The sequence below is a fragment of the Pelagibius sp. Alg239-R121 genome, from assembly GCF_947331435.1.
Taxonomy (GTDB): Bacteria; Pseudomonadota; Alphaproteobacteria; order Kiloniellales; family Kiloniellaceae; genus Denitrobaculum.
The window spans coordinates 172,296-186,264 of the sequence record NZ_CAMZOF010000005.1; the positions used below are offsets into that span (position 1 = coordinate 172,296).

A 13,969-nucleotide genomic window follows, 5' to 3' on the forward strand; every position below is an offset into this window, starting at 1 on the left:
TTGGAGAAACAATCAAGAGCGTGAATCAGGCTCTGGTCTCGTTGCGGGAAAAAAGGGGGCGCTCCATCGTGATCGAATCAGGCTTCATCGGAGTCGGCGCCATGGGGTTTCCCATGACAGCTGTACTGGCGAAACACGGCGTGCCCATGACGGTCTGGGATGTAAATCCCGATCAGTCCCGGCGAGCCGCTGAACTGGAAGGCGTGACGGCTGTTGATAGCGTTTCGGATGTTGTCGCATCGGCCAAGGTCGTTTTTACCTGTCTTCCGAACAATCAGATTGTCGAGGCTGTCTACCTAGAGGACGGTGGTATCGTCGATGCGCTGTCAGCCGGCCAGGTGACGGTGGATTGTTCGACGGTGAGCTCCTTCGTTACCAGCAAAATTGCTGCCGCGGCACTGAAACGCGAAGCCCACCATATGGATGCCTCGATGCTCGGCTCGATCCCTCAGGCGGAAAGCGGTGAGATCGGTTTCGTTGTTGGTGGCGAATCTGAGGGGCTGGAGCGGATCCAACCTCTACTCGATCTGCTCGGTCGCTTTACAAAGTATGCCGGTCCTGCCGGTTCGGCCAATCGAATCAAGCTGATACATCAAACACTCGTGGCCGCCAACGCCGTTGCCGTTGCGGAAGCCGTTGCGCTTTGCAGGGCAACCGATACCGACTTGGATTGCTTTTACGACGTGGTTTGCAACGCAGGTGGATTTGCCTATTCGAAATACTTCGAGAAACGAGTGCCGCGCATGCGTGAAGGTGATTTTTCGCCCCTCTTCATGCTCGACCTTATGACCAAGGATGCCGGGTTGGCACAAGATCTTGCTGCGGATATCGGTATGAGCACGCCGCTTCTCGACCAGGTGATCGATCGTTTCAAAGAAGGTCAGGCGAAGGGTTTCGGCGCCGAAGATTTTTCTGCTGTTGCCCGTCTTTATCAGGAGAGCAGCGAGACCTGATTTCCAACCTGGTGCCAGGACACAAAATTCGTTCTCCCACATAGTGAAATTGTCATAACGACCTGCTTGGAAAAGGCCGCCTGCGGCTTTATCTTTGCTTTCCAACCGATATTCGCGCACATGGGTTCAATCTGTGTGCAGTTGCAAGTGACATTCCAGAGAAGGGAAGAACAACATGGCTATTCAGGTGGGCGATAGCATTCCGAGCGTAACGCTCAAACATAAGACCGACAGCGGCCTCGACGATATGTCGACGGACGAGTTGTTCGCCGCTGGCAAGAAGGTTGTCCTTTTTGCTCTTCCCGGCGCTTACACGCCGACCTGTTCGGCATCGCACCTGCCGGGCTTCGTTTCCAATGCAGATGCGATCAAGGCAAAGGGTGTCGATACCATCGCCTGCCTGTCCGTGAATGATGCCTTTGTCATGGGGTCCTGGGGTAAGGAACATGGTGCTGATGGTTCGGTGCTTATGCTGGCCGACGGCAATGCCGAATTCTCCAAGGCGATCGGTCTTGATTTCGATGCCAGCGGGTTCGGTATGGGCACGCGTTCGCAGCGCTATGCCATGATTGTCGAAGACGGCAAAGTCACGACCCTGAACGTTGAGCAGCCCGGTGCCTTCGAAGTCTCAAGCGCAGAAGCAGTTATGGCAGCTCTCTAAGCCGACTTGCTTTGATGTTGTCAGGCTTTCTGGTCTGACTGCTGATGAACGGCGGTTCCATAGGGAGCCGTCGTTTTTCTTTGCCCAGCCGCTCAACGACCGAGTGTTCGGCTCAGCAGCTTCAGCCCGCGTGTAATCATGCTTGTCGCGGGAGGTTCGATCGCTGCCTGATCGTTCGTGAAAGGGTCGCTGTAGATGTGTTCGGTCTGGGCACCCAAGGCCAGAGCGGTTCGTGCAACCGCGGAAACCATTGGAGGCGGGCCGGCAGAGTAGACCTGCGCTTGAGATAAATCGGTAAAGTCGAGTGAGATTGCTTCGTTTGGGAAACCCGTTCGAAACGCGGTATTGCCATCAGCCTGGTCCGATAAAACGATATGAAGCGACAAGCGAGAATTTCGTTCAGCCAGTTCGGCCAGAGCAGAAAGTGCGAACAGGTCGGACTCACGCCTGACTCCAAAATATAGATGGAGCGGGCAGGGCATCAGGTTTCGTGTTGCTTCGCGCGCAATCGCCAGGATCGGGGCGAGACCGCTACCCCCTGCGGCTGCAATGATCACCTTCGTGCAGGAAGACCGCAGATAGGCTGCACCGTAGGGGCCTTCGATGGCGACAGGATCGCCAATTGAAAGATGCCGGGCCACGTGCGTACTGACTCTGCCGTCAGCAATCTCCCGTATGTAGAACTCAAGATGATTGTGTCCCGACAAGCTGGCCATGGAATAGCTCCGGGGCGGCAAGCCGGCGAATCGGAGCTTTACGAACTGGCCCGCTTTAAAAAGCAACGACGAGTCCTCCTGTGCGAGTACGAGGCGGATGATGTCGTTTGTCAGCCGTTCGCGCCGTTCGACCCTTGCCCGCACTCGGATCGGCACCGGTTCTTCACGTTCCAACCTACCTTTGCAATCGATTTTTATATCGGTTTTCGGCCGGGCGCGGCAGGCAAGTACCCAGCCGTTCGATCTCTCGCGTTCACTTAGCGCCTCAGGCAGATAGGCGTCATGCTCAATCTCACCCTCGAGCAGTTGGCATTTGCAGCTGCCGCACTGCCCACTGCGGCATTGATAGGGGACCGGTACGCCACCGCTCAAGGCTGCATCAAGAATTGTCCCTCGGCGAAATTGGACCGGTGTCGGCCAGTCGCGAATGTGCACCACAAGCATCCGCCTTACTCCAGGACAAGTTCAACAGGGTGGAGATGTTGTGAATGACGGGTCTGAGAGTGATCGAAGGTTGCTACCCAGAGGTAAACCGGCTGTTGCGCAACCAATGCCACGTCATACTTCGAACCGGTGTCCAACTTGCGCCGAACCTCCATGCGCCACCAGCCGTCCTGCCAGCGTGCAACTGCCTGGACGTCGCCGCGGTCTCCTTCGAACGGCCCAGCGACCAAAACCGACGGCATGATGGTACCGACAGGATAAATATCCTGGGCTTCGTCATAGGGTACCGTTTGATCCAGCGGGAGGAAGAGTGACACGTCATCGCCGGCATCGGGGTTTCGATCCACGCCTGCGAAACGTTTGAGATAGCCCGGGTCTTTTGGCAGGCGCAGGGGTTGGATCACTCCCTCTTTGAAAGATTCCCAGTTCATCTTAAACCCGCCAGCCGACTTTGGATCCTGGGTATAGCCGCCAGTGTAGCGGCGTTTCTTTGGGTTGGGCTCCAGCGGTGGGCCGAAATGATTGTCGTCGATTTGATTCATAACGCTCGATCCCGAGCGCACGGACTTCCAATGCCAGACATCGACGATAGAGCCGTCGGTTGTGTAGTGGAGGCCGCGTCCGCCGGCTGGTCCGGGTTTTCCGGGTAGGGGACGATCGCCCAAATGGGCCGTACCTGCACCGGCCAATTGGGAGCTATAGGCCAACATGACCCCGAACTTATCCTCGTAGTAGTCATCTTCATCCTGGATTCCAAATTCCCGCTGCAGGACCGTCCAGCCTGCCTGGGTCTTCACGAGAGGCAGGTGTTTGTGGCTGCGTGTGCTGTCGCGCCATTCGAAGAGAGCGAAGAAGTCGCTCCCGTCGTGTGCAGCGCTGATCGTCACTGGGGTCTCGCCACCAGGCAGGTTCGCTCCCCGCACTGTCATGATCTCGACTCTGCCGGCTTGTTCCCACACTGGATCGTCCGGAATGCCGTCGAGCTTTGGTGGTGTGTTGGTCTTAACGACCTTGAGGCTTTGTGCAGTACTGAGTTCCAGGCCGTAGAAGGCGGCGGCAGTGCCAGCGGCCGCGAATAGAGCGGTCACTGCTGCGGCACCATAAGCGCGGCGCGGGGAGAAAATCTTCAGAAGTTGATGCAGCCCGCCCATAAGAAACTGCGCGACAAAGTGGACGAAGGAGTAGGCGAGAAGTGTCCAAGCAGCGCCCTGATGAACGCTTGTCACTGTCTGGTAGGGAAATAGACCCGGCGCCAGATACAGCAGAATACCCGTTAGGCCTGCGAAAAAAATGCTCGCAAATGCGATCCAATAGAGGGCGGTGTTGATCGCCGACCAGCGTTGCCGCCAATTACCTTGCCGCAAGCTGTGCACCCAGGTTTCACTTAGGATCACGCGTTGGGTGAGGCGGGCCTGAAGGAGAAACAGGATATAGCTGGCAGAGAGAGCCAATAGCGCGAATGCTGCTCAGATATGCCAACCGATGATCTCGCCTTGAGGCAACAACCCTGAAATCGCCTGAGCCCAGCTGGATTGCTCGGTATCGGCGGCAATGCGAAGCCCAGTCGCCAGACTGACCAACAGAGTCAGCACCAGTAACCAATGCAATAGAAAGGTCGGGGCGTCAATTTTCTGCGGTATTGCGTTGTTCGGACGTGCCATCAAGCTGTCTCCTCAAATTCCTGCGCTGCGCCACAACGAGCAATAAACCCTTGCAGAGGTGTCAGCCGAGGGGACAAAGCGCCTAATTCAGGTGTTTAGGAGGTTTGATTGGCTGGAATGAGAGGTTTGTCCGATAGAATTTGAGGGATCGATGCTCTGAATTACATCTCGAATTGCCACATTCGTGCCACCACGCATGCATCGGCTCGTTAGCAATGAGAAAGCCGTTGGCTTCTAGCGCTTGCGGATGTTGCCCGGCACCGATATGTAGAGGTTGGGTGTGCCCGGAAAGGCGGGTCTTTTGGTGCTACATCGCTTGTCGCGCGCTTCTACCGGTGTTGGGTCAAAGGCGGCCATTACTGCGTCGCTTTTTAGCGTTGGACACAAACGAGAGCGGGCTGGAGGAATTGCGATTTGCCCCTGAGCAACAACCAAATGCGCACTGCTGTTTTGGCTGTTGCCATCATCGCATTCTCGGCTGACCTCTATGAAGAGTTCACAAATTTTCCCGGCCAGTTCGAGATTCACCACATCTTCGAATTTGCCGCAACTTTAGGCTTGGTCTGGCTCCTCTGGTTGGAAATTCAAGCCGGGGTAGAGCTGCGTCAGGCTTTGCGCCGCGAGCGAGAGCAGGTTGAGCGGCTTTCAGGCGAACTCAGCAAGCATGTTGAGCAGTGTTTTCGGTCGTGGCAGCTTACGCCTGCGGAGTTTGACGTCGCTTGGCTTCTTCTTAAGGGTTTTTCTTTCGCGGAGATTGGTGCTCTGCGCGATGTAAAGGAAAAGACTGTGCGTCATCAGGCGACAAGCATCTACGGCAAGGCCAAGGTAAGCGGCAGGTCAGAGTTGTCGGCCACTTTTTTGGAAGATGTCTTGACGACGAACTTCGACGAAAAAGCTACCCAAAGAGAAAAATCGTCTGAGGATTGAGTGCCTTAGAGTCTTATCGTTTTTCCTAAACCCAAAGACGACGATAACTGTTCAGCGGTATTGTTCTACACCTTGTCGTGCAAGTTCATCGGCGCGCTCGTTTTCTGCGTGCCCGGCATGCCCCTTGACCCAATGCCATTCGACGTCGTGACGGGCCAGAGCTTCTTCCAGACGCTGCCAGAGATCCATGTTTTTCACCGGCTTCTTGTCGGCGGTTTTCCAGCCGCGCTTCTTCCAGCCGTGAATCCACTTGGTGATGCCATCTTTCACGTAGCTGCTGTCGGTTGTCAGATCGACTTTCGATGGACGCGTCAATGCTTCCAATGCCGATATGGCGGCCATCATTTCCATGCGGTTGTTGGTCGTGTCTCCCTCGCCGCCGAAGATTTCCTTTTCGGTTCCCTTGTAGCGCAGGATGGCACCCCAGCCGCCGGGACCAGGATTGCCCGAGCAGGCGCCGTCGGTGAATATCTCCACTCTATCCATCTGATGTTTCAAACCTTGGGTTTGGGTTACAGGTCGATACCGTAGGCGCCCGGACCGTTGACCCGTTGGTGAAACTGAAGCTTTTTCCAGTATTCCATTGGATCCTTCGGCTTAACGAACGCGCCTTCCGGATGGTTTAGCCAGTCGTAGAGGCGGGTGAGCAAAAACCGCATGGCACTGCCGCGCGCAAGGATCGGCAGAGCGTCTACCTCAGCCTTGGTGCAGGGCCGAAGTTCGCGATAGCTCTTTAGCATCAACTGGGCTTTGGTGATGTTGAAACTAGTATCAGGCTCGAAGCACCAGGCATTTAGGCAGATGGCCAGGTCATAGGCAAAGGCATCGTTACAGGCGAAATAGAAGTCAATGACACCCGAGAGATCTTCACCCAGAAAAAAGACATTATCGGTGAAAAGGTCGGCATGGATAACTCCGGCCGGAAGATCGCCGGGCCAGTTCGCCTCCAGGTGTTCCAGCTCCCGTTCCAGTTCTTCGGCGAGACCCGGATGAACTTCGTGCGCGCGCTCCTTGCTCAGATCGAAAAGGGGGCGCCAGGATGAAACCGACAAGGTGTTCGGGCGTGCCATTTCGAAGCTGGCACTTGCCAGATGCATGCGTGCCAGACCACCCCCGAGTGCACGGCAATGATAGGGCTGAATCCGGCGTGGCGACATGCCTTCGAGAAAGGAAATGATAGCTGCCGGCCGGTCGCATAGCCTGCGCAGACTCTCTCCGTCCTTGCCATGAATGGGGAGGGGACAGTCGACGCCCTGTTCGCAGAGATGCTCCATCAAGCCAATGAAGTAGGGGAGATCTTTTGGATCAACACGTTTCTCATAGAGCGTCAGAATGTAGCTGCCGGTTGTTGTGTGCAGCAGGAAATTGGAATTCTCGACGCCTTCCGCGATGCCTTTCAGCGAGAGCATTTCGCCGAGATCGTACTCCGCAAGAAAAGCTTCCAGGTCTTCGTCCGAAACTTCGGTGTAAACAGCCATTGAGGATCCGGATCAGACTGTTTCGGCGGGATCGAGAAGTGATCTGGGGACCTTGAAGATAACATCTTCCTCGGTCACAGAAACCTCTTCGATCGAGACTTCGAAACGCGCCTCGATGGCCTGAATGACTTCATCAACCAGGACTTCCGGTGCCGACGCTCCGGCTGTAATTCCCAGGCGTTTCACATCGCTTAACTGCGCCCAGTCGATGTCTTCGGCGCGTTGGACCAGCGCAGCCCGTTCGCAGCCATGATTGAAGGCGACTTCGACAAGGCGGCGCGAATTCGACGAGTTCGGCGCACCGACGACCAGAAGAGCGTCGCAGCTTTGAGCGATTGCCTTGACGGCCTGCTGCCGGTTGGTGGTGGCGTAGCAGATATCCTCTTTCCGGGGACCCTCGATCTTAGGAAAATGCTGCCGCAGCGAGGTCACGATTTCTGCTGTATCGTCGACGGAAAGCGTGGTCTGCGTGATGTAGGCCAGGTTCTCGGGATCTTGAACCTCAAGTGCAGCTACGTCCTCGAGCCTTTCAACCAGCAGCATCGACCCTTCGGGGAGCTGCCCCATGGTCCCGATCACCTCGGGGTGCCCTGCATGCCCGATCAGGATAATCTGTCGCCCGGCCCTTTGATGTGTCTCGGCCTCGCGGTGTACTTTACTGACCAGCGGGCAGGTGGCGTCAACGTAGATCATGTTGCGTCGCTGTGCTTCCGCCGGGACCTCCTTGGGGACGCCGTGGGCGGAGAAGATGACGGGGACGTCCTCTGGGACTTCGTCAAGTTCTTCCACGAAAACGGCGCCTTGAGACTCAAGTGTTTCAACGACATAGCGGTTGTGAACGATTTCATGTCGCACGTAAACCGGCGCGCCGTACTTCTCGATGGCGCGCTCGACGATGTCGATCGCACGGTCCACTCCGGCGCAAAAACCGCGGGGGTTGGCCAATAGGATATCGAGTGCCGCTCGCTTCGTCATTTTTGATCTACACATTCGTCGGGCCGGGCCGGTTCCTTGTCCCGCAAACTCACCGGACGGGGAGTACAGGTAGAACATCGCCCATACCCTTGTACTTGTCCCAGCGGTTCCCTAAAGTCCAGAAAGATTTCAGGTGGACTCCCCGAAAACTGTCCGGATTCCGACGAATGCTGTTTCGCGAAGTGACTATCCGAGAGGAAATTTCATGACTGACCCCGTTCCCGCACAAAAAGCGCCCTACGAAGTCACCGTAGAGGCCGGCCGTACATATTTTTGGTGCGCTTGCGGATTGAGCAAAAAACAGCCCTTTTGTGATGGTTCGCATTCCGGAACCGATATCACACCCGTTAAGTTTAAGGCGGAAAAGGCGGACAACGTGTTCTTCTGTGGCTGCAAGGCAACGGATGGCAAGCCGTTTTGCGACGGCACTCACAACGATCTTTGATCCAGCTGGTCTGATTGACTCCATGCATTTGAATTTTTCGGCCCTGCGTGTTGCGGGTTTGCTTCGGATTTCGGCCTTGGCGCTGTTGCCGTTTCTGCTTGCAGCCTGCGCGACTGATGATGAATTGCCGCCGGTCTGTCCTGCGGCTGTGGTGCTCAAGGACGCCGACCGGTTGGTCAAGTTCCAGGGCAACGGCCGTGATTTGACCGACGTTCTCTTCGAGCTCGATGTCGATGAGGCCCAGCTTGTCTGTGAGTATGATGACGATCTGATCGAGAGTGCGCTCGGGATCCGTTTCATCGTCGCGCGCGGCCCGGCGGACCGGGAACGGGCGGCATCCTTTCGCTACTTCGTCGCCGTTGCGACGCGCGACCGCGAAATTTTGGCGCGGGAGGAGTTCGAACTGACGATTCCTTTCGAAGGAAACCGGACCCGGGTGGCCGCCCTTGAAGAGGTTTTCCCCAATATTCCATTGCGGCCCGGCCGCGACGGAGAAGACTATCTCGTCTATATCGGCATTCGGCTGACTCCGGAAGAGCTGCAATACAATCGGCAAAATCGTTAAAACCGATTGGACAGGTTTGGCGAAGAGCTGCTGCGACCGGCAAGCGCGCCGCGCTTGACAACGCTAATTCTCCTTTGTTTTAAAGTGGTTGAAGGCGAGCGTAGATGCAGCTTCCAATTAGTCACGGCTTAGTGTTTCGCGCTGAGTTGACATTCCGAATAAAGCCGCTAGGTTGAAGGTGAGGTAATGACCGGTGCTATGCCGGACAAAGCATTGACCGATTATCCCTAGCGGGAGAGTTCGAACCGTCCCAGATGATGGTATCGACGCCGAAGGAGCAACCGCCCCGGAAACTCTCAGGCACAGCGGACCGCTAAGGGAAGGTAACTCTGGAAAGCAGTCTGTCGTTCCGACGACCGTGCTGCACCGAAGGAGTAAACTACGACATAGTGTCCAATGATTGCGACCTATGACGTGGTGAATCTCTCAGGTTCTAAGACAGAGGGGGCCATAGCTGCCGGTTATTGGCGGATATGGACTGTGGCCCCATGTTGAAGGACCGATCCGTGACAGATCAAGACTCCGAAATTAAGAAAACCGCGCTTTATGCGCTTCATGTTGAGCTTGGCGGAAAGATGGTGCCTTTCGCCGGCTATGCCTTGCCTGTGCAGTATGAAAACCGCGGCATCATCGTTGAGCATCAGCAGGCTCGAGAGTCTGCGGCCTTGTTCGATGTTTCACATATGGGCCAGGTCCGCTTGACCGGTGCTGACCGCATAGCTGCGCTTGAGGCGCTGGTACCGACCGACATTACGAATCTCGCCGTCGGCAACACGCGCTACAGCTTTTTCACCAACGAAACCGGCGGCATTTTAGACGACCTGATGATTACACAGGCCGAGGATTGCCTGATCCTGGTTATCAATGCCGCCTGTAAGGACGCAGATATTGCGCATCTTCGCGCCGGCTTGAAAGGCGACGTTAAGCTCGAGATCCTGGACGGCCTCTCCCTGCTGGCTCTACAGGGGCCGAAATCCGCGGAGGTGCTCGGTCAATGGGCATCTGAGGCAACCACCATGTCCTTTATGTCGACAATTGACATGACGCTTGCCGGCGTGGACTGCCGGGTCAGCCGTTCGGGTTACAGTGGTGAAGACGGTTACGAAATCGCCATGGCATCTGATCAGGCGGAGGCCTTTGCCAGAAAGTTGCTGGAACACGACGCCGTTTCGGTTTCCGGCCTGGGCGCCCGCGATTCGTTGCGCCTGGAGGCCGGTCTTTGTCTCTACGGTAACGATATCGACGCGACGACGAGCCCCATTGAAGCCGGCCTGACCTGGGCGATCCAAAAGCGCAGGCGAGCCGAAGGCGGTTTCCCGGGCGCCGAAGTCATTCATGGCCAACTTGCCGACGGTGTGTCCCGCAAACGCGTAGGCATATTGCCGGAAGGGCGTGCGCCTTGCCGGGAGGGGACGGAACTGACCGATGACAGCGGTCGTGTTATCGGAAAAATTACTTCAGGAGGCTTTGGTCCGACCGCAGGAGGACCAGTGGCCATGGGTTACCTGGAGACCGCCTTTGCACCGGCTGGAACAGTTGTCCAAGCCATGGTGCGGGGTAAACCGCGACCGTGCGAAGTCGTGAAAATGCCGATTGTGGCGCACAGCTTTTACCGCGGATAGTTTTGCGGATCGTTTTAAAAAGGGGAATAGATCAATGAGTGAAGTTAAGTTCAGCGACGACCACGAATGGGTACGTATCGAGGGGGACGTCGCAACAGTTGGCATTACCACCTTTGCCCAACAGCAGCTCGGTGATGTTGTCTATGTCGAGGTGCCGGAGGCTGGCACCGCCGTCGAAAAGGGTGGCGAAGTGGCTGTCGTCGAATCGGTCAAGGCAGCGAGCGAATTGTATGCTCCGATCGATGGTGAGGTTGTCGAAAGCAATGGCGGACTGGCCGATGATCCGGCGGCGGTCAACAGCGATCCAGAGGGCGAAGGCTGGTTCTTCAAGATGAAGATCACCAATGCGGGGCAGCTGGACGAACTGATGGACGAAGCAGCCTACAAGGCTTTCGTTGAATCCCAGTCGTAGCAATAGTCGTAAAAACTGAACAGACAACCGGGAGCGCGGCCGATTGACCGGCCGTCACCCGGCGGGTTCCATCCCGATCGCATCGGCGCCGTTGACCTTGGGAGGTCCGGCCAGATCGGCTGATCGGTGGCATGTCGTTAACAAGACGATAGAGGATATAAGCACATGGCTGATGCGGTAACTTCGCTCGGCGAATTAGAGCAGCAGGACGACTTCCTTCGACGGCATATCGGGCCTGACGACGCCCAGATCGCTGAGATGCTGACTTATTTGGGTATCGAATCACTGGACGACCTGATCCGGCAGGCGGCTCCCGATACGATTAGGAGCGACGCGCCGCTGGCTTTGAGCCAAAGTCAGACGGAAACCGCAGTGCTCGCGCGCATTCGGGAGATCGCCGATAAGAACAAGGTCTATAAGTCCTTGATCGGAATGGGTTATCACAATTGCCACACGCCAACGGTGATTTTGCGCAACGTTCTGGAAAATCCGGCCTGGTACACCGCCTATACGCCCTACCAGGCAGAGATTTCGCAGGGCAGGCTGGAGGCCATTCTAAACTTTCAGACCATGATCGCGGATCTGACGGGCATGGAGCTTGCAAATTCTTCATTGCTCGATGAGGCGACGGCCGCAGCAGAGGCCATGACCTTCTGCCAACGGGTTGGGAAGAGTAAAAGCAAGCGCTTCCTGGTCGACTCCGACTGTCATCCGCAGACAATCGATGTCATCCGAACCCGTTCTTCGGCTTTGGAGATTGAGGTTGTAGTCGGCGATCCGCGTGGTGCTGATCGCGATGCCGACGTTTTCGCAGTGCTATTGCAGTATCCGGGAAGTTCCGGCGAGGTTCATGACGATCGCTCCATCATCGCCGATTTTCAGTCGCGCGGCGCGATGGTTGCCGTCTCTGCGGACCTGCTCAGCCTGACCTTGCTGACACCACCCGGCGAATTGGGTGCCGACGTCGTGGTCGGAACCTCGCAGCGCTTCGGCGTACCGCTTGGTTTCGGCGGACCGCACGCCGGTTACATGGCGGTGCGTGACAAACACAAACGCTCAGTGCCGGGTCGCCTTGTCGGTGTTTCAGTCGATTCGAGTGGCCGGCCGGCACTTCGGCTCGCACTGCAGACCCGTGAACAGCATATCCGCCGTGAAAAGGCGACGAGTAACATCTGCACTGCGCAGGTGCTGCTTGCGGTAATTGCCGGCATGTACGCGGTCTATCATGGCCCGGAAGGCCTGAAGACGATTGCAAAGCGCGTCCATCGCTTGACCGCGATTCTGGCCGCAGGTCTTGGTCAGATCGGTGTTGAAGTGGTGACGAAGCACTTCTTTGACACGATCACCCTGAAGGTTCCAGGGCGTGCTGCAGAGATTGCGGCGCAGGCCCGTCAGAATGCAATCAATCTGCGTGAAGTCGATGGCGACACGCTTGGCATCTCGTTGGATGAGACCACGTCTGCCGTCGACGTGGCGACTCTCTGGCGGGTTTTCGGCGCAGGAGAGGATGGGCCGAGCGTTGCCAGTCTCGACGGCGGGACCCCGGATGCCCTGCCAGCCGAACTTCGGCGCACTTCAGCGATCCTGACCCATGAGGTGTTCAACCGCTATCAAGCCGAAACCGAGATGCTGCGATATCTGCGGCTGTTGGCGGACAAGGACATTGCGCTTGACCGCGCCATGATCCCGCTTGGCTCCTGCACCATGAAGCTCAACGCCACCACCGAGATGATCCCCATCACCTGGCCGGAGTTTGGAGCCATCCATCCGTTCGTGCCGATGGATCAGGCGACCGGGTATCTCGAGCTGATTAAAGAGCTCGAGGATATGCTCGCTGAAATCACTGGTTACGATGCGGTTTCTCTGCAACCGAACGCAGGCTCCCAGGGTGAATACTCGGGTCTTCTGGCGATCAAAAAGTACCACGAAAGCCGTGGCGATCCCCAGCGTGACATCTGCCTGATCCCGTCGTCGGCCCACGGCACCAATCCGGCTAGCGCGGCCATGGCAGGCATGAAGGTGATTGTCACCAACTGCGACAGTGACGGCAATGTCGATGTCGAGGATCTGAGAGCCCGGGCCGAGGAGCATTCAGAGCGCCTTGCAGCATTGATGGTGACTTATCCTTCGACCCATGGCGTGTTCGAAGCTCGTATCACCGAGATCTGCGAGATCATTCATGACAACGGTGGACAGGTTTACCTGGACGGCGCCAATCTCAACGCCATGGTGGGTGTCGCGAAGCCGGGTAAGTTCGGATCCGATGTTTCCCATCTCAATCTTCACAAGACCTTCTGTATCCCGCATGGCGGTGGCGGTCCGGGTGTCGGCCCGATCGGTGTCGGTGCGCATCTTGCGCCATTCTTGCCGAACCATTCGCTGGTGGCGGAAGCAGGGCCGGCCGAAGGTGTTGGCGCGGTCTCTGCGGCGCCTTGGGGCTCGGCCGGGATCTTGCCGATTTCCTGGGCCTACATTGCGCTGATGGGCGCCAACGGTCTTCGCAAAGCCACTGAAGCCGCTATTCTCAGTGCGAACTACATGGCGAAACGCCTGGGTGAACATTTCCCGGTTCTCTACAAGGGTGCCAACGGCATGGTTGCTCATGAGTGCATCGTCGATCTGCGCCCCATCAAGGATCAGACCGGAGTCACCGTCGACGACGTGGCCAAGCGCCTGATCGATTACGGCTTCCATGCACCGACAATGTCGTTCCCGGTTGCGGGGACGCTCATGATCGAGCCGACGGAATCGGAATCGAAGCATGAGGTCGATCGATTCTGCGACGCGATGCTGGCAATCCGTGCAGAGATTGCCGAGATCGAAAGCGGTAAAGTGGCTCATGAGGACAGTGCGCTGGCGCACGCCCCTCATACGGCCGAAGATCTTGTATCAGGCGAATGGAACCGGGCTTACAGCCGTGAAACGGCGGTCTACCCGGTCGAGTCGCTTCGTACCACCAAGTATTGGCCGCCGGTGGGCCGGGTCGACAACGTCTATGGCGACCGTAACCTTGCCTGCGCCTGTCCGTCGATCGAGAGTTACCGCGACGCTGCCGAATAGGCTTCAAAAAACGAGCGACAAGAAAAAACTAGGGCCCGCCGGATCAGATC

The 13,969-nt window shown here is 56.8% G+C and carries 14 protein-coding genes and 2 riboswitches; of the genes, 8 read left to right on the plus strand and 6 right to left on the minus strand.

What is annotated here, in order from left to right:
- Positions 1 to 20 precede the first annotated feature (20 nt).
- Both QMZ18_RS17175 and QMZ18_RS17180 read left to right on the plus strand, forming a co-directional pair.
- Complete coding sequence (locus QMZ18_RS17175) at positions 21 to 953, plus strand: NAD(P)-dependent oxidoreductase (protein ID WP_282607555.1); 933 nt, start codon at positions 21 to 23, stop codon at positions 951 to 953.
- A 175-nt stretch (positions 954 to 1,128) separates the two neighbouring features.
- Positions 1,129 to 1,614 (plus strand): peroxiredoxin, encoded by a 486-nt coding sequence (locus QMZ18_RS17180; protein ID WP_282607556.1) that lies wholly within the window; start codon positions 1,129 to 1,131, stop codon positions 1,612 to 1,614.
- Positions 1,615 to 1,706: 92 nt separating this feature from the next.
- Here the strand turns inward: QMZ18_RS17180 and QMZ18_RS17185 are convergent, their stop codons facing one another.
- Genes QMZ18_RS17185 through QMZ18_RS17195 form a run of 3 tightly spaced genes read right to left on the minus strand, consistent with a single transcriptional unit; the run spans position 1,707 to position 4,435 of the window.
- On the minus strand, positions 1,707 to 2,774 hold the full coding sequence (locus QMZ18_RS17185; protein ID WP_282607557.1) for a 2Fe-2S iron-sulfur cluster-binding protein: 1,068 nt from the start codon (positions 2,772 to 2,774) through the stop codon (positions 1,707 to 1,709).
- Positions 2,775 to 2,779: 5 nt separating this feature from the next.
- The gene (locus tag QMZ18_RS17190) at positions 2,780 to 4,225 is read right to left on the minus strand and encodes an ethylbenzene dehydrogenase-related protein (RefSeq protein WP_282607558.1); all 1,446 of its coding nucleotides are present in this window, start codon (positions 4,223 to 4,225) and stop codon (positions 2,780 to 2,782) included.
- 15 nt (positions 4,226 to 4,240) lie between these two features.
- Entirely contained in the window at positions 4,241 to 4,435 is a 195-nt protein-coding gene (locus QMZ18_RS17195; RefSeq protein ID WP_282607559.1) for a hypothetical protein, read from the minus strand.
- A 435-nt stretch (positions 4,436 to 4,870) separates the two neighbouring features.
- On the opposite strand from QMZ18_RS17195, the gene QMZ18_RS17200 reads away from it, so the two are divergent.
- Positions 4,871 to 5,362, plus strand: coding sequence for a LuxR C-terminal-related transcriptional regulator (locus QMZ18_RS17200; protein ID WP_282607560.1), 492 nt, complete (start codon positions 4,871 to 4,873; stop codon positions 5,360 to 5,362).
- 51 nt (positions 5,363 to 5,413) lie between these two features.
- On the opposite strand, the gene rnhA is transcribed toward QMZ18_RS17200, so the two are convergent.
- The 3 genes from rnhA to ispH are packed head-to-tail and all read right to left on the minus strand — an operon-like array spanning position 5,414 to position 7,815.
- Positions 5,414 to 5,848, minus strand: coding sequence for a ribonuclease HI (gene rnhA / locus QMZ18_RS17205; protein ID WP_282607561.1), 435 nt, complete (start codon positions 5,846 to 5,848; stop codon positions 5,414 to 5,416).
- A gap of 26 nt (positions 5,849 to 5,874) precedes the next feature.
- Entirely contained in the window at positions 5,875 to 6,840 is a 966-nt protein-coding gene (locus tag QMZ18_RS17210; RefSeq protein ID WP_282607562.1) for a homoserine kinase, read from the minus strand.
- Positions 6,841 to 6,852: 12 nt separating this feature from the next.
- Complete coding sequence (gene ispH / locus QMZ18_RS17215) at positions 6,853 to 7,815, minus strand: 4-hydroxy-3-methylbut-2-enyl diphosphate reductase (RefSeq protein WP_282607563.1); 963 nt, start codon at positions 7,813 to 7,815, stop codon at positions 6,853 to 6,855.
- 205 nt (positions 7,816 to 8,020) lie between these two features.
- On the opposite strand from ispH, the gene QMZ18_RS17220 reads away from it, so the two are divergent.
- The 5 genes from QMZ18_RS17220 (at position 8,021) to gcvP (ending at position 13,919) form a co-directional block, all read left to right on the plus strand.
- Positions 8,021 to 8,260, plus strand: coding sequence for a CDGSH iron-sulfur domain-containing protein (locus QMZ18_RS17220; RefSeq protein ID WP_282607564.1), 240 nt, complete (start codon positions 8,021 to 8,023; stop codon positions 8,258 to 8,260).
- On the plus strand, positions 8,220 to 8,825 hold the full coding sequence (locus tag QMZ18_RS17225; RefSeq protein ID WP_282607565.1) for a hypothetical protein: 606 nt from the start codon (positions 8,220 to 8,222) through the stop codon (positions 8,823 to 8,825). Before QMZ18_RS17220 ends, QMZ18_RS17225 begins: the two co-directional genes overlap by 41 nt.
- A 221-nt stretch (positions 8,826 to 9,046) precedes the next feature.
- Positions 9,047 to 9,148: riboswitch (glycine riboswitch) on the plus strand.
- A riboswitch (glycine riboswitch) is annotated at positions 9,149 to 9,277 on the plus strand.
- Positions 9,278 to 9,331: 54 nt separating this feature from the next.
- The gene (gene gcvT / locus QMZ18_RS17230; RefSeq protein ID WP_282607566.1) at positions 9,332 to 10,447 is read left to right on the plus strand and encodes a glycine cleavage system aminomethyltransferase GcvT; all 1,116 of its coding nucleotides are present in this window, start codon (positions 9,332 to 9,334) and stop codon (positions 10,445 to 10,447) included.
- A 34-nt stretch (positions 10,448 to 10,481) separates the two neighbouring features.
- The gene (gcvH, locus tag QMZ18_RS17235; protein WP_282607567.1) at positions 10,482 to 10,859 is read left to right on the plus strand and encodes a glycine cleavage system protein GcvH; all 378 of its coding nucleotides are present in this window, start codon (positions 10,482 to 10,484) and stop codon (positions 10,857 to 10,859) included.
- Between the two features lie 165 nt (positions 10,860 to 11,024).
- Positions 11,025 to 13,919, plus strand: coding sequence for an aminomethyl-transferring glycine dehydrogenase (gene gcvP / locus QMZ18_RS17240; protein WP_282607568.1), 2,895 nt, complete (start codon positions 11,025 to 11,027; stop codon positions 13,917 to 13,919).
- Positions 13,920 to 13,969 lie beyond the last annotated feature (50 nt).

Coding starts and splice junctions, on each gene's coding strand:
- QMZ18_RS17180 (WP_282607556.1), top strand. CDS start 1,129: ATGGCTATTCAGGTGGGCGATAGCATTCCGAGCGTAACGCTCAAACAT.
- QMZ18_RS17185 (WP_282607557.1), bottom strand. CDS start 2,774: ATGCTTGTGGTGCACATTCGCGACTGGCCGACACCGGTCCAATTTCGC.
- QMZ18_RS17195 (WP_282607559.1), bottom strand. CDS start 4,435: ATGGCACGTCCGAACAACGCAATACCGCAGAAAATTGACGCCCCGACC.
- QMZ18_RS17200 (WP_282607560.1), top strand. CDS start 4,871: ATGCGCACTGCTGTTTTGGCTGTTGCCATCATCGCATTCTCGGCTGAC.
- rnhA (WP_282607561.1), bottom strand. CDS start 5,848: ATGGATAGAGTGGAGATATTCACCGACGGCGCCTGCTCGGGCAATCCT.
- QMZ18_RS17210 (WP_282607562.1), bottom strand. CDS start 6,840: ATGGCTGTTTACACCGAAGTTTCGGACGAAGACCTGGAAGCTTTTCTT.
- ispH (WP_282607563.1), bottom strand. CDS start 7,815: ATGACGAAGCGAGCGGCACTCGATATCCTATTGGCCAACCCCCGCGGT.
- QMZ18_RS17220 (WP_282607564.1), top strand. CDS start 8,021: ATGACTGACCCCGTTCCCGCACAAAAAGCGCCCTACGAAGTCACCGTA.
- QMZ18_RS17225 (WP_282607565.1), top strand. CDS start 8,220: ATGGCAAGCCGTTTTGCGACGGCACTCACAACGATCTTTGATCCAGCT.
- gcvH (WP_282607567.1), top strand. CDS start 10,482: ATGAGTGAAGTTAAGTTCAGCGACGACCACGAATGGGTACGTATCGAG.
- gcvP (WP_282607568.1), top strand. CDS start 11,025: ATGGCTGATGCGGTAACTTCGCTCGGCGAATTAGAGCAGCAGGACGAC.